Source organism: Endozoicomonas sp. 2B-B (genome assembly GCF_053470045.1).
Map to the genome: position 1 here is coordinate 3176982 of NZ_JBLZMU010000001.1, position 15602 is coordinate 3192583.

12 protein-coding genes are annotated in these 15602 nt (G+C 45.6%); 5 read left to right on the plus strand and 7 right to left on the minus strand.

Features of this window, described 5'->3' with window-relative positions:
* Nucleotides 1-103: 103 nt before the first annotated feature.
* Entirely contained in the window at nt 104-2401 is a 2298-nt protein-coding gene (gene speD / locus ACOMHB_RS12180; RefSeq protein ID WP_448216812.1) for an adenosylmethionine decarboxylase, read from the minus strand.
* A gap of 541 nt (nt 2402-2942) precedes the next feature.
* Nucleotides 2943-3998, minus strand: a complete 1056-nt coding sequence (ygfZ, locus tag ACOMHB_RS12185; RefSeq protein WP_448216813.1) for a CAF17-like 4Fe-4S cluster assembly/insertion protein YgfZ — start codon at nt 3996-3998, stop codon at nt 2943-2945.
* A gap of 248 nt (nt 3999-4246) precedes the next feature.
* Here ygfZ and ACOMHB_RS12190 point away from each other — a divergent pair, with 248 nt between their 5' ends.
* Both ACOMHB_RS12190 and ACOMHB_RS12195 read left to right on the plus strand, forming a co-directional pair.
* Nucleotides 4247-4537: an FAD assembly factor SdhE gene (locus tag ACOMHB_RS12190; protein WP_422133527.1), complete on the plus strand. Its 291-nt coding sequence runs from the start codon at nt 4247-4249 to the stop codon at nt 4535-4537.
* Nucleotides 4518-4961 (plus strand): hypothetical protein, encoded by a 444-nt coding sequence (locus ACOMHB_RS12195; RefSeq protein ID WP_448216814.1) that lies wholly within the window; start codon nt 4518-4520, stop codon nt 4959-4961. Before ACOMHB_RS12190 ends, ACOMHB_RS12195 begins: the two co-directional genes overlap by 20 nt.
* Before the next feature lie 21 nt (nt 4962-4982).
* On the opposite strand, the gene ACOMHB_RS12200 is transcribed toward ACOMHB_RS12195, so the two are convergent.
* The 4 genes from ACOMHB_RS12200 to ACOMHB_RS12215 form a co-directional block, all read right to left on the minus strand.
* On the minus strand, nt 4983-6218 hold the full coding sequence (locus ACOMHB_RS12200; protein WP_448216815.1) for a hypothetical protein: 1236 nt from the start codon (nt 6216-6218) through the stop codon (nt 4983-4985).
* A 391-nt stretch (nt 6219-6609) separates the two neighbouring features.
* Nucleotides 6610-7476, minus strand: coding sequence for a hypothetical protein (locus tag ACOMHB_RS12205; RefSeq protein WP_448216816.1), 867 nt, complete (start codon nt 7474-7476; stop codon nt 6610-6612).
* 76 nt (nt 7477-7552) lie between these two features.
* Complete coding sequence (locus ACOMHB_RS12210; protein WP_448216817.1) at nt 7553-7939, minus strand: hypothetical protein; 387 nt, start codon at nt 7937-7939, stop codon at nt 7553-7555.
* 609 nt (nt 7940-8548) lie between these two features.
* Nucleotides 8549-9748 carry a hypothetical protein gene (locus ACOMHB_RS12215; RefSeq protein WP_448216818.1) on the minus strand — a complete coding sequence of 400 codons (1200 nt, stop codon included), beginning with the start codon at nt 9746-9748 and terminating at the stop codon, nt 8549-8551.
* A gap of 635 nt (nt 9749-10383) precedes the next feature.
* On the opposite strand from ACOMHB_RS12215, the gene ACOMHB_RS12220 reads away from it, so the two are divergent.
* A complete protein-coding gene (locus ACOMHB_RS12220) occupies nt 10384-11148 on the plus strand; it encodes a helix-turn-helix transcriptional regulator (RefSeq protein ID WP_448216819.1) in 765 nt (254 codons plus the stop codon).
* A 222-nt stretch (nt 11149-11370) separates the two neighbouring features.
* Nucleotides 11371-12663: an MFS transporter gene (locus tag ACOMHB_RS12225; RefSeq protein WP_448216820.1), complete on the plus strand. Its 1293-nt coding sequence runs from the start codon at nt 11371-11373 to the stop codon at nt 12661-12663.
* 47 nt (nt 12664-12710) lie between these two features.
* Here ACOMHB_RS12225 and nadB read toward each other — a convergent pair whose 3' ends face one another.
* Nucleotides 12711-14339, minus strand: a complete 1629-nt coding sequence (nadB, locus tag ACOMHB_RS12230; protein ID WP_422133534.1) for an L-aspartate oxidase — start codon at nt 14337-14339, stop codon at nt 12711-12713.
* A gap of 669 nt (nt 14340-15008) precedes the next feature.
* On the opposite strand from nadB, the gene rpoE reads away from it, so the two are divergent.
* A complete protein-coding gene (gene rpoE / locus ACOMHB_RS12235) occupies nt 15009-15596 on the plus strand; it encodes an RNA polymerase sigma factor RpoE (RefSeq protein ID WP_422133535.1) in 588 nt (195 codons plus the stop codon).
* Nucleotides 15597-15602 lie beyond the last annotated feature (6 nt).

Consider the following 15602-nt stretch of genomic DNA (forward strand, 5'->3'; position numbering starts at 1 on the left):
ACTTTCAAAGTGCATTTTGTTGACGCGATATTATTGGCACAGCACATTATAAAAGGTTCTTTGAAAAACTTCCCACAGGTGTATTCGCTTAATGATAAATGCTTTACTCACTTTCGCTGAGTACCTGACCGCGCAAGTGCTCAACCATATTAACCGAGTCAGGATTGAAGGCGGCCTTTAAGACCGGAATCGCTAATCCTGGCTGAGCATCACCACAGACAAAGATATCGAACGCCGCGAAGTCCCTCTCTGGCCAGGTGTGCACACTGATATGCGACTCAGCCAGTATTGCAACGCCAGAAATGCCGCCATTGGGCTCGAAGCGATGAAGATGGATATGCAACAAGGTAGCACCTGCCTTTGCAACCGCATCACGCAGTGCTTGTTCCATCAGAGCGGGGTGATCCAGCTTTTCAGCTCCCCAAAAGTCGAGGATCAAATGCGTGCCCGCAAAGGTTATCCCATCACGGGTAATAAAGTGATCCGCCTGTTCTTCACCAGTGATGGAAGTATGGTCGTGGGTGGGCCAACGCCCATCATGCGCTATGGAAACAGCTAATTCAGTAAAAGATCCTTGAGTAACGGAAGATGTCGCTAATAAATTACCTGGTTGATATAGATCTGGACGTCTCATTAGACCAGGATCCCCTGATGGGTTATGTCCTGACTTTCTTCTCAATCCAATAATACATTCCGGTAACAACGGGAGAGCCGGAAGACCCAAACCCAATGTCGCCGCTAACACCTGACTGGTATGTCTTATCCAGGCCTGCTTGATAAGTTTTGAAAGGTGGAACCAGGTTTGAGTTATAGCCTGATTCAAAATAGAGAAGCCAGCACCTAAGCCTACTTTTTCCCATGTGGCTAACCTTTCCAGTCTTTGTGACTCTGCTGTTTCAATATTATTCATAAACATAGCGCCCGTATCACCTGCATCAGGAATGAATGCGGGTGATGAACCGGGTGTTGGCACAGAAGAATCACACTTAACATCAAAACCCGCCCTGGCCCATGTGCGCACTGGGGCAAATCCTGTTCGATAAACCTTTTCAAACAGAGTCGTACAACTGTGTTGATCAGTGTCGTCTACGGATATCCAACCCCATGCCTGCTCTCTGTTTTTTAATCCAAAGGGTCCATTAACCATTTTGATATTGGAACAGTTATTACTGCCAAAAACGCCACCTATATAGTGATAGGGATCTGCTGGATGAGCTGAGTCAATGGATAGATCATTATCATGCTGATCAACGACACTGTTACAGGTAGCATCGACAAAGCTCAGAATATTTTCTCTGGGCCATAAGTTCATGGAGAACAACACACTACGGCTTTGTTGCGATCCAGGTAGTGACCCGGATCTGGGTGTGTCAGTTTCAGTGGGTACAGCTATGACGGTTTTAGTGTTTTTCAGGGTCAAGTGTACTTGCCCTGTTTGCTCAAAACATTCAACATTCAATGCAGCGCTTTGAATGCCTGTTAATCTCTGTACGTCTTGCAGAAGATCAAATTCAGAGTGCATAAATCGATAGATGAAATTTGCCTCTGTTCCCCTGCCATCATAACAGGCACAACCGAGATATATCGGTTTGATCCCCATTTCGTTATCTGCAGGAACCACTACCACTCTGATGTTGTCTGCAACGAAAATACCCGCGCCCCTGAGATCCATAATGCCTGTCGGTGAATAACGCAGTGTGGTCGGGATTGTATCGGACTGTCCCGTGGCAGCTGTCGCTGTTGAAACGCTTTTATCCAGAGGGTTTCTGGAATTAATTTTGATATTCGCCAGATAATACACAGAATCATGATGAGGTGCCGACATCACAAAATGATTCTGTAGAACTCCCCCAATCACAAATTCTGGCAGAATGTCTGCACTGTTCCCCACAAAAGCTGAGTTATCCGGCAGATGAAAACTGTTGATTCTTTTGCCATCGCCAGTTATGAATTCTGACAGTGGTAATTCATAGACGGCGGCTTGTCCCTTACCGGGTGATCGTTCTGCATCAAAAATAAACAATGTTGGATTCGAAGTTTCAAAAAACTCATGACCCGGTTTTTGTGTTGACGCAGATATTTTTATTATCTTGATTGTTTCAGGAATTGGCTCAGACATTGGGGGAGAAGTTGGGGGGATGCCTGAAGAAGCGTCTGAAGAAGTTCCTGGCGAAGATGTTGACGGAAATACCTGATTGTTCTTCTCTCTGATAAGCGCCTTAAAAGCAGGTAAATGGCGACTGCACACATCCCTGTCGACACTGCGGGTCAATTCAGAACAACTTGAAACCTCTCTAACGATGGAACTGTCCGTTGAGCCACCTGTGGGCAAAGCATGACAAGAGAGGGCATAGATTGCTGACAATATCACGACCCCTGACCCGGATCTGGAAATGTTCATAACTGCACTCTGCCTGATTTTTAAAAGTTAAAACAAAAGCATCCGTGCCGTAACAATTCATTTTAAGGGCGCTACTCATCCTAGACCGGAAATTTCATAAATAAAGCTAAAACGTTTTCCAAAACGATATGAAATTTACATCTTTGGATTGTTTGTTTATTGCAGCCGGTAGCGCTACTTTAAACACAGATTACCGGCTTGTGGAGGTTTCAGGACAAACGACAATGTTTTATTTTATCGAAGGGTTATTCGTCGGGAATAGCTCAAGAGAATGAATGCTCAGTATTCAGCTGATGGTGTTCTGAGCATCTGAAGCCAGAGGTACCTCCTGTTAATGTGCAGGTACCCTGGTTTAAGTACTCAACCCTACGAAATCATATTTTCTGACTCATTGTTCAGGCACTCTGACTGCGTTGCAACTCTGGTCACATAGCTTGCTATGTTCCCGTCATTGCGCCTTGCAGAGCACCTGCCCAATAAGCCAGAAATATTCGATTCCGTATGGCTGAGTACTTAGAGTTCACTGGCAGTTAGACACTTTTTAAGATTGCAGTTCCTGTTTGGGATCCACTTCGTAAGGCAGTGGCTGACAGTTGAGTTTTTGTCCTTCACCGCCATCCAGTCGAATATCATTTTCCTGGGCGGATTCAACTCGAATCACCGCCAGCAGTTCTGTTCCCTGTCCGGTTTGAACGCTTTCAATCACTTCACCTATAGCTTTGCCTGTGCTATTGAACAGGCGCGTATCAGGTTCCAGCCTCAGCTGTTGGTCTGAGCTGAGGCGATAACAACGACTCTTGAGCTGCCCCAGATTTTGCATGCGGGCAACTATTTCCTGGCCGGTGTAGCAGCCTTTTCTGAAGCTGACACTTTTCAGTGAGGGCAGGTTGAGATGCTGCGGAATGTAATTATTTGCGGTTTCCGGTGACAGGCAGGGCTCGACTGCGAGACAGTCCAGCAGCTGCCAGTGCTGATGCCCTGCGGGTGAGAACTGCTCAGTGAGTTTGTCCCAGAGTGTTGCCAGATGCTCGAAGGTAATCCATAGTTCAAAACGATTCAGGCTCCCGGAAACATTCAGAAGCCAACCCTGCTGATCAATATTGAGCGCGCTGTTGCCATCGGGAACATCATTAAAGAGACTGGCAATTTTCTCTTCAACAGCATTTCCGGAAAGCCCCAGACAAACATACTTCTGGTCAGGGGTCAGTTCGGTTTTATAAAAAACAGCGTATTTTCCCAGGCCGGTCCGGGTGCTCTCAACCAGCCCCTGATGCATAGCCATCATAAATTGATCTTCACCGGCCATGAGCAGTCTGAAGCTGGTGAACATTCTACCTTTGGGGGTGCAGGCCGCTCCCCCGCAAAACTGGTCAGTCGCAAGCGTATCAAGATTGCAAGTGAGTTGTCCCTGGAGAAATTTCAGACTATCCGGGCCAGAAACCTGCAAAAGTGCTTTTTGATCCAGAACAGATAATATCGGGCTTTCCGGTTCGGCTGCTGGAGAGGCCTCACCAAAGTCAAGCAGTTTGCCGTTTTCATAACGAGCGCCCCGTTCAGTAAAAAACTGTTGTAATCTTTCTTCTTGATCGTTAGTCATGATCCATTCTCTGCAATGTTTCGAAAGTATGCTGATTTCAGTATCCCCGCTGGCTGGCAATGGATACAGATAAGGGCGGGTGAATGTTAGTCGTCATAATATAGAGTATTCAGGACTCTAACTAAACCGTATAATACTCGTCGCTGGAAACAAGATGCTTGTCCTGTCTACTTTTAGACAGGCTTCTGGTCCTGTGACAAGACTTTCTGTTCCTGTTTATCGAACTCAATCAAGGGAGTATTGCGATAATGTTGAGCGCTGATGATTTCAGACGCCTGCAATGGCACAGTCGACGCGGTATGCTGGAGCTGGATGTCTTGCTCGAGCCCTTCACCAATCAGGTTTTTAAAAAACTCTCTGTGGAAGATCAGTCTGTCTACTTGAAATTAATTGATTGCGAAGATCCGGACCTGTTTGCCTGGTTTATGGGAGAAGGTCGTCCTCAGGACCCTGGGCTGGCAAGTATGGTGGACAAAGTTCTGCAATATGCCCGTAGTGGTTTAGCGAGTGGTTTGAAGAATGCGGTTAGCATCCAATGATACTCTGATTGAAGTGCGGGCAGGCCTTTCTGTTCGTCACTTCATACTGGCTGTTTTCTGTTATCTGCTTGCCAGTCTGGCACTGTTTTTCACCTCTCTTGATTTTATCTACTCCCTATTGTTTTTTGCAGGCCTGAATGCCTATGCCATTCATTATTATCTGTTGCGGCTAAAAAAGAGTATTGGTACCAGTGTGCTGGCTATTCGCTGGCATGGAGATCGATGGTTTATCGAGACTCATAAAGGTTGGCAGACATGCCGACCAAGGGGGGAATGGCTGGTATTGCCATGGCTGATGTGTCTGAGATTTCGTGGGGAGGATGAGCGAAATTATTCAGTGAATTTTTTCAAAGACTCTGATCACCCTGAATCGCTGCATGCTTTGAGGTTGCGCTTGCTGTTGATGACTGAAGGAAGAAATTGACAGCCACTGAATCAAAGGGGGCTATTCACCGAACAGGTTTCGCTGGAATCTATAATGTTGTCTCTCGAGTCGACGATCCTGATACTTGACTATCATTAGTGCTAAACCCGCTAAACCTATTCCAATCGCAACGACTAACGCCAAAGCACAATGGATTGAGCAGGCAGGTTCAGGTTTTGCCAGATTTCCGTTTCTATCTCTATTTCCATTTCTGTTCACATATTCAGTATCGGTCTGAACTTCAGTGAGCTGATGAATTCCATCGCCATCAATCCTGTACTCCAGTAAATAGCCGTTTTCGTCACTGAACGAAAAGTAATTCGGCTGCAGGTCAAGACTTAATGTTGCCAGAGTCATCCCGTCTTGATCTTTGGTAATAATCTCTGTACCAACATTTTCAGGAATGGCCGCTGAGGCGTCTGGCAGTATATCTCTTGTTGAAGAGGATATTGATAAAGACCGGGTTGGAGAAGGGTTGATTGTTGTATACGTCATTAGACCAGTGTCAGACAGGGTAACCGAGGTTCTTTCAGCCCTTGCTTTCCAAACGACTTCAATCGAATAATCCAGCTTTTTTTCCAAGCTTAGAATAGGTTTGAAGGGCTTAAACTCACCCCTTTTTGGGATCAAACCCTCTGGCCCGGTGTTATTATGGGAAGTCAAGTTAGCATTTATAAAAGTATCGTTTGAAGACTGGCCTGAATGAGGTGTTAGAATCGTGCTATTAGTGTCAGTAGCGTTGCTGACTGAAACCGGTAAGTCAGACTTATTTAAAACGTTCTGCAAACAGATCGGCGCAGCCGATGGACTGGAAACAGCTGTATCTATAACACTGTCTTCACTCTCTTCATAGTAGCCAAGATACAATTTTGAGGAATCGACCGGGTTTTCAATTAAAACCAGATGGAACAAAACCTCCTGTAATGAATGCCCCCTGAGTGTGTAGTAAAGAAAATCAGACTCCTTACTTTGAAAGCGGACTTTTGACTCAATTTTGTAAATTGGCTGACTCCCCCGCATGGACCTACCCAGCGGGTTTACGGAGACAGATATTTTTTTAGAGGTAGTCAGGGAGTAACCTTTCAAGAATTTTGTGAGTTTAATTCTGGCTCCTGATGCTAATGAATTTATGTAGTTTGTTAGCTTGTGAGTGCCTCCTGAAGAGCCGCCATCTCTTCGCGCTTCCCTTTTGTCCCTTTCAGAAACAACGTCACCTTCTTCATTAACGTCGTACTCATGAGAGTCGTATGGCAACAAACTATTTGCTCCGATCTTCTCATTCCCAGCCCAAAGAGAAGAACAAAAAGGGAGCAGCAGAGCCAAAAGCAGGCTTGAAAATATCTTCATAAATTATGGTAACCAGCTGAAGAGGTTAAAAACCAAAAGAAAAAGTTGTTCGCCGGAAACAACAGCTGACCCGGATGCTCAGACTGGTGGGAAGCTTAGACAGCATATTTTTACTTGTCCAATAAAGAAGTCGTCGATTGCATGAATGGTACTCGTGTTTATTTCAGGTTGCGCTTAGTATTGATGAATGCCGGTGCTTCCATGCATCAAACTATATGTTAAATGTCTTTGAAAAAAACTATTACAGTAGAAACTGCCATCAGTGCTGCAACTGGAGCAAATGAGAAGCGTATAAAAAAACTCAAGGATTTGCGTAAGGTCTCTTCTCCCAATGATTCTCATAATAGTGTATTAATGCGAGTGCACCGACGTAGAGTAATAGAAGCCCAGCAACCACTGAGCCAACCACGATTAGACTGGTATCATCATGTCCTTCTTGAGAGGTGAAAACAATTCTGCCTTGATTCTCATATTCAGTTTCGGTATGAATTTTAGTGAGCTGATGAATCCCGTCCCCATCAATCCTGTACTCCAACAAATATCCGTTTTCATCACTGAATGAAAAGTAACTCAGCTCCAGGTCAAGGTTTAATGTTGCCAGAGTCATCCCCTCTTTATCTTTGATAATGATCTGTGTGCCGACATTTTCTGGAATGGCCGAGGCGTCTGGCAGTATTTCTCTCTTCGAAGAGGCTATTGATGAAGACTGTGGTGATAAAGACTGGGTTGGTGAAGGGTTGATTGTTGTATACGTCATTGTACTGGTGTCAGACATGGCAACAGACGTTATTTCAGACTTTGATTTCCAGACGACTTCGATTGAATAATCCTGCTCCTTTTCCAAACTTAGAATGGGTTTGAAGGGCTTAAGCTCACGTCTTTTTGGCATCAGACCCAGCGATCTGGTGGTGTTGTGGGAAGTTAAATTAGCATTTATAAAAGTGTCGTTTGAAGTCTGACCTGAATGAGGTGGTAAAACCGTGCTATTGGTGTCAGAACCACTGGAAACCGACGTGTCAGATTTATTTAAAACGTCCTGCAAATAAATGGGCGCAGCCGTTGAACTGGAAACAGCTGTATCTATAACACTGTCTTCATCCTCTTCATAGTAACCAAGATACAATTTTGAGGAATCTTCCGGGTTTTCAATTAAAACCAGATGGAACAAAATATTCCGTAATAAATATCCCCTGAGTGTGTAGTAAAGAAAACCAGACTCTTTACTTTGAAATTGGACTTTGGACTCAATTTTTTTTTACTGGCTGACTTCCCCTCAGGGAACTGCCTATCGGGTTTACGGAGACAGATATTTTTTTAGAGGTGGTCAGGGAATAACCTTTCATGAATTTTGTGAGTTTGACTTTGGCGCCTGATGCTAATGATTTTATGTAGTTTGACACCTTATGACCGCTTCCTTTGTAACCGCCTCCTTTGTAACTGCCCCCTTTGTTGCCGCTTCCTTTTGAGCCAACTCCTTTTGAGCCGCCTCCTTTTGAGCCGCCTCCAGAGGATCCACTGCCCCTTCGCGCTTCTCTTCTGTCCCTTTCAGGAACAGCACCAACTCCTTCGTCAGCGGCGTATTCCTGAGGATCGTATGGAAACACACCGTCTGGTCTGATCTCATCATTCACAGCCCAAAGAGAAGAACAAAAGGGCAGCGTCAGGGATAAAAGAAGGCTAGAAAGTAACTTCATGATTTTTACAAAGCACCTGAAGGATAAAAAATCAAAGAAAATTTTATTTTCCGAACATAATAGTTTTGTCAGATGTTTATGGTAGCAGGAAAATTCGATATCACATTGTTATCTGTCCAATCAAAATACATGAGCACTCTCTCTGGTTGTACGATATTCCAAACCACTACAAGCTCTGCGGAAAACGGTTTACAGAAATTCCAGTAGCCATATTGTCTCGCTCTTCTGAGCGGGTTGTTTGGCAGAACGACATTGGTATCAGGGTCAAAAATTATTGTCCTGAATGTGCATACGGGAAGAAATGGTTGGTTTTCTACATTTCCAGGAAAAAGCCTTACATAGCCATCTGCACAAGGTAGACGCTGTGTTTAGTTATTGATGAACACAGCGACGAATATCTGCTTATATTGCTGCCATAACGAATACTGGTGTTTCACTGCTCCAAACAATCAGTTAAATTTCGTTATAGAGGACATGAAAGCTGTAATTGCCACTAATGCTGCAACCGTTGGCAAAAGAGAGCGTATAAATAAACTCAGGGTCTTTTTATAAAGGCACTTCATCAAGTCTCGCAGGGGAACGATTCTTACGATAGTTTATAAATGCTACCAAACCAACACAGCCTAATCCAAATGCGACAAGTCCGGCAATAAAATTACGCATGATGTCAGGCTCAGGTTTTTCCGGATCAGGATTAGATCCGTTTTTTTTCACATATTCAATATGAGTTTGAATTTTAGTGAGCTGATGAATCCCGAACCGATCAATTCCGTACTCTAGCAAATATCCGTTTTCATCACTGAGCGAAAAATAACCCGGCTCCAGATCAAGGTTTAATGTTGCCAGAGTCATCCCGTCTTTATCTTTGATAATAATCTCTGTGCCGACATTTTCGGAAATTTCTGCCAATGGGACTGGCTGTATTTGTTTTGTCGAAGACAATATTGATGAAGACTGGACTGGTGAAGGGTGTATCAATGAAGACACGGTTGCTGAAGTACTGGCTGCTGTAAACGTCATACTACTGGTGTCAGACATTACAACTGACGTTATTGCATCCTTTGATTTCCAGACTACTTCGATTGCATAATCCTGCCCTTTTTCCAAACTTAGTATGGGTCTGAAGGGCTTAAGCTCAGGCTCTTTCGGCATCAAACCCTGTAACCCGGTGGTATTCCTGGAAGTAAGATTGGTATTTATCAAGGTGTCGTTTGCAGACTGCCCTGAATGAGGTGGTAAAACAGTGTTGTTGGTGCTGAATCCATTGATTGTGGAAGCCGATGTGTCAGACTTTTTCAGAACGTTTTTTAGAAAGATGGACGCAGGAGTTGAACTTAAAACAGTGGTATCAATAACACTGTCTTCATCCTCTTCATAGTAACCAAGATACAATTTTGAAGAGTCTTCTGGTTCTTCAATTAAAACCAGATGGAACAAAGGCTCCTTTAATGCATACCCACTGAGAGTGTAATAAAGAAAATTAGACTCTTTATTCTGAAAGCGAACTTTGGACTCAATTTTGTTTATTGGTTGACTCCCTTGCATGGTCTTAGCCAACGGATTTATGGAGACAGATATTTTTTTAGAGGTGGTGATCAAGTAGCCATTCATGAATTTTGTGACTTTAATTTTGGCTTTATGATTATATGGCGGCAGGCCGTCGTCAAAAATTTCATTATTCGCAGCCCGGAGAAAAGAGCAAAAAGGCAGCATCAAGGCTAGAAACAGACTTGAAAGTATCTTCATGAATTATACAAACCATCTTAAAGGATAAAAGCCAAAAACAAAGGTTGTTTTCTGGATGCAATAGCTTGCTTGAATGCCAAGAGCAGCGGGAAGCTTAGACAGCACATTTTTACCTGTCCAGTCAAAACCCTAATGAAAGATTACGAAACGGACTGATTAAAGTTCATTGTGCCACAGCAGGTAAATAGTTGAGAGCTGAGGTCAACGGAGCTGTAAGTACTCAGCCATACGGAATCGAATATTTCTGGCTTATTGGGCAGGTGCTCTGCAAGGCGCAACGACGGGAACATAGCAAGCTATGTGACCAGAGTTGCAACGCATCACGACTGCATGGATGCAGGAGCTAGAGCAACGCAGGAGCAGTTGCCGCGAGTGCCTGAACAATAAGTCAGAAAATATGATTTCGCATGGTTGAGTACTTATGTTCTTTATTTTTTAAAAATATGATCGATCGCACAGGGATGGTCAATATTGGTCTATCCTTGTTCATTCGCAGGTTGGGTTTGCCTTGAATTGCAACTGAATGGATTGTGACTCTTGTCACTTTGAGCTGGCTTTCGGTGAGTATTTCAGAGTGTTGTCCAGATTGTAATTTTTTATGCCTGGCCACGGTGGGCAGGAGCAAACCTGGTGTATTGAGTCATACCGATTGTGATAACAAAATGACCTCTATCGATAACTTACCTTCCGCTCCGGAACTCTCCAGTGACTTTATGCATTTTATGGAGCACGACCGCATGCAGGCCTGGGGTGTGCATGATTGCCATGCCAGAGCGTTCTATATGAATGAGCACTCTCTTCGGTTGTACGGTATTCCACGCCGCTACAAACTCTGTGGAAAACGGTTTTCAGAGATTCCAGCACCCATATTCTCTCGCTGTGCTGACCAGATTGTGGAGCAGAACAACATTTGTATCAGGGAAAAAAAAGAGATTACTGTCCTGAATGTGCATCCGGGAGGAAATGGCTGGTTTGCCTACATTTCCAGGAAAAAACCTCACTACAACCATCTGCACCAGGTAGACGGTGTGCTCAGCCATGGTTATTCGGTGACGCAGTCATGGATGAAAGCAGCCATGAACATCCGCTGTCTGATGAAGCTGGACGGTCGAGCCAGAGGTCAGTCAACATTTCGTGTGGGTGTCATGCCCAACCTGAGTCCCAGAGAGTCCGAGGTGTTGTTCTTCCTGATTTGCAATCAGCAGATCAAGCAAATTGCCGGCATTCTGTCACTGTCTGAAAACACTATCCGGTCCCACATTGAGCATCTGAAGAAAAAGTTTGATGTGCATTCCGTCGCCCAGTTGATAGAGGCAGCGATTTCTGTGGGCTTTCATGACTTCCTGCCTCCTACTTTACGTCTCAAAGAGCTGTCTATGATTATGGCTAACGATCGGTGATGCACCTGGAAACTGACCGGGAATAGACTGCCCTGCGCGGAAACTGCTCCTGCGTTGTCGCGCAGGACAGTCTTAATTCCGACAGGCTCCTGAGCAGGTGCTACTCCCGATCAGGCTCCCAGAAGCGGATAGATGATATCTGATGCTGTTTTGCAGACCTGTTGAGATTAAGTTAAGTCATTTTTTTGCAATATTACTTGTGAATTTTTCAGAGAGTTAGCTATGGCTTTGTCCCAGAAAAAGGTAGTAGCGATTACATCAATGGGCGGACTCCTTGAAGCCTTCGACTTTACTGTGTATGCGTACATGGTAGTCTATATCTCTCAGGTTTTTTTTCCAGCTTCTGGTACTACCAGTTCACTCATTAATACCTTTGTTACTTTTGCGTTTGGGTACATTTCCAGGCCACTTGGGGCTATCGCCTTCAGTCACTGGGGAGATCGCCATAGCCGTAAATCCAGTTTTACGGTCACCATTCTCTTAATGGCTATCTCAACATTATTGATTGGCCTGCTACCCGGTTACGCTCAGTGGGGGCTGCTGGCACCTGTACTCCTTGCTGTTTTACGTTTTTTGCAAGGGTTTTCTTTTGCAGGTGAGCTTTGTGGTGCTTTCGTTTATCTCTATGAAACCGTCCCTGCTCAATCAAAGGGTTTTGCTGTCAGTATCCTGAGTGCAACCACTATGACTGGAACGCTTCTGGGCATTGGCCTGCAAGGGGTTCTTGTTTATCTGTTGACGGTAGAGCAAATGATTGATTGGGGCTGGCGAGTGCCCTTCATACTGGGTGGATCTCTTGGGGCTGTCAGTTATGTCGTCAGAAGACATTTTGTGGAGCCGGAAGCTTTCAGGCTGCTGTTGGCTCAGGGTGAAGCAGAGAGAGTGCCAGCGCGCACCCTTTTGAAGCAATACAAGGCAAAAATTTTTACCGGGTTTCTGCTGGTTATGCCGGTGCTGGTTGCTGTGACAATCCTGGTCCTCTTTATGCCTGGCTATCTGACAGGGCTGCTTGATTATTCGGCCAGAGAAGTGGCGGTGGCCAACGGGATCAGTATGTTTGTCGGAGTGCCTGTCTGCCTGCTGACGGGCTGGCTGGCTGATCGGTTAGACAGGCGCTATCTGATGCTGGGGTCTTCTTTTCTGATTGTTGTGATGGCCTGGCCACTTTTTCATTGGTATGCTTCTGGCGATGCGAATCTGCCGGTGACTGCTCTCATTGGAGCCATCTTATGGGGAAGTATTGATGCTATTTCCTTTTTGTTGCTGGTATCGGCCTTTCCAGTAGGCATTCGTTTTACCGGAGTGGCTTTCGTTTACAATATAGCTGCCATGATTTTTGCCGGATTTGGCCCGGTTATCTCAATGGGGTTGATTCGAGTGACACAGTTGCAGGCAGCACCGGCATTTTACCTGATGGTCGCCGGGGTTGTCGGTTGTCTTGGGGCAATGCTGATATCGCCGGAACAGAGAACGAACCATGCACCTGTTTCTGAAGAGCTGGAACCCAGGGCTTAGAAAAATTTCTTGTCTATAAGCCTGTGGGTTTCAACCCTTTGGAGATATTAAAACTTAATTGCGTTTTCCGGTACAAAATTTTCCGGTATCAGGGTAGTTTCCTTGCTGTGATCCTGTGTGAAGGGGAAGTCCAGATTGAAATGCAATCCTCGTGACTCTTGCCGGGAAAGAGCGCATTCAATAATCAATTCCGCAACCTGAGATAGATTTCTCAATTCAATCAAGTCATTGCTGATCTTGAAGTTGCTGTAAAAATCATGAATCTCATGCTGTAACAATCTGGAGCGGTTTCTGGCTCTTAGCAGGCGTTTGGTCGTTCTGACAATGCCAACGTAGTCCCACATGAAGCGTCTGAGTTCGTCCCAGTTGTGCGAGATTACAACATTTTCATCAGAGTCGCTCACCAGGCTGTCGTCCCACACCGGAATTTCAGGGCAGGGAGGTTGATCGGCGATGGTGCGGTTGATGTCTTCGGCACAACTTCTGGCGCTGACGAAACATTCCAGCAGTGAGTTGCTGGCCAGACGATTGGCACCATGCAGGCCGGTAAATGAACATTCACCGATGGCGTAAAGTCCCGGAAGGTCCGTTTGACCGTTAAGGTCAACAAGAATGCCACCGCAGGTGTAGTGGGCTGCCGGAACGATGGGGAGAGGTTCACGGGTCATATCAATCCCGTATTCCAGACACCGTTCATAAATATTCGGAAAGTGGGAAGTAATAAAATCCCGTGGCTTGTGACTGATATCCAGAAACAGACAGTCTGCACCCAGCTTTTTCATTTCATGATCGATGGCTCTGGCAACAATATCTCGGGGGGCCAGCTCGCCACGGTGGTCGTAGTCATCCATAAAGCGTGTTCCATCAGGGCGAACCAGCATACCTCCTTCTCCTCGAACCGCTTCAGATATCAGGAAGGATTTGGCCTTGGGATGGAACAGACAGGTGGGATGAAACTGGTTGAACTCCAGATTGGCAACCCGGCAGCCCGCACGCCAGGCCATAGCAATACCATCTCCGCTGGCACCATCGCTGTTAGTGGTAAAAAGATAGGCTTTGCTGGCTCCGCCACTGGCAATAGCCTGTGCACGTCCACGGAACAGTTTTACCTGGTCTGAACGAATATCCAGCACATAGACCCCGACGCACCTTTGCTCATCCAGGCCCAGTTTGTTGGTAGCAACGACATCGATGGCCAGGTGGTGCTCATAGAGATGAATGTTGGGTTGTTTTCTGGCTTTATCGATCAGGGTTTCTGAAATGGCTCTGCCGGTCGCATCGGCAGCATGAATAATTCTTCTGGTGCTGTGACCGCCTTCACGGGTCAGGTGAAAATTAAAGTTTTTTTCATCTTCTTCATCACGGGTAAAGGGGACACCCTGGTTAATCAGCCACTGGATGCTGGCATTACCCTGTTCTACAACGTGCCTGACAGTGGACTCCCTGCAGAGTCCTGCACCTGCAAGAAGTGTGTCTTCTATGTGTTTGTCCAGGCTGTCTTGTTGTGTGTCCAGAACAGCAGCGACACCACCCTGGGCCCCGGCTGAAGAGCCGGCCATTAGCTCACCCTTACTGAGAATGGCGACTTGAAGTTGGCTGTCCAGGTGCAGTGCTAGTGTCAGTCCCGCTGCGCCACTGCCAATGATTACTACGTCATAGTCAAGTATTGGATGCATGTATATTCTCTGATCCTTTTATAACAGACTGCTGGGTCTGTACCGGGAGTCTGTCACTGACAGACTCAGGTCTGAAAAATATTATGAACACGGGCAGGGAAATTATCCACTGGGCATCAATAGACAGTGGAGATTCCTGTGTCTGAAGCTGGACATAAAGTGAATATGGTCGTTTTACAGGTGAAACTGGAACTAAGAATCATGGCGGTTAAACTCACTTCCATCTAAAGCTGTGTCATAGGTTGCCGATGGTCTGTACGGAGAATATCACTCACCTTTGCAGTGAAAATCATTACGCTCCCTGAGGTTCGTAATGCAGTCTTCGCTTTTGGCGGTATATAAAGCAGACACAACGTACGGCGTTATAAAACACTGAAAAACTGGTATCTAGTATATAGAAATTATGGCGAGCACTATAGTACGCTGTGATAGTCCGAATCAGTTTTCAGCCGATACTGTGAATTTTTTTGAATGAGTTCGGGAACTTTCTGGCCAAAACATGGTCTATATAGAAGAAAATAGAGTTCACAGCACAAGCATGTGTTTGTGGAAAGGGGGGGAGTCTGGTCAGCCGGGATGCCGATTTGTGGTCGGTCAGCTGACTGTCTCATATTTCCATTCCTTTCCCTTTTGCCCATGTGTTTTCTGCAATAGTGGGAGACCCCCTCTATGGTAGAACAACCACAGGCGGACAAGCAGCTCGTTGAGCGCGTTCAGAAGGGCGATAAAGCGGCTTTCGATATGCTGGTTCTCAAGTATCAGCATCGTGTACTGGGTCTGGTAGGTAGTTACATTACTGACTATCAGGAAGTGCAGGATGTAGCTCAGGAAACGTTTATTAAGGCCTATCGGGCAATAGACAAGTTTCGCGGCGACAGTTCTTTTTATACCTGGCTGTACCGGATTGCTGTGAACACTGCCAAGAATCATCTGGTTTCCAGGGGGCGCAAGATTCCGGAGTCTGAGATTGATGTTCATGATGCAGATTTTCTGGACACTACAACGTCTCTTCGAATGGTTGATACCCCCGAGAGAAATCTTTACCGGGATGAGATTGAACGGGTTATCCATGATGTAATCCGTCGTCTGCCGGATGAGTTGCGAACGGCTGTCGTGCTGAGGGAGTTTGATGGTCTCAGCTATGACGAAATTGCTAATGTTATGGATTGTCCCGTCGGTACGGTAAGATCAAGAATCTTTCGTGCCAGAGAGGCGATTGATAAGGAAGTCGAGCCACTTTTGCGTCGCGGTCCATAACTGGCC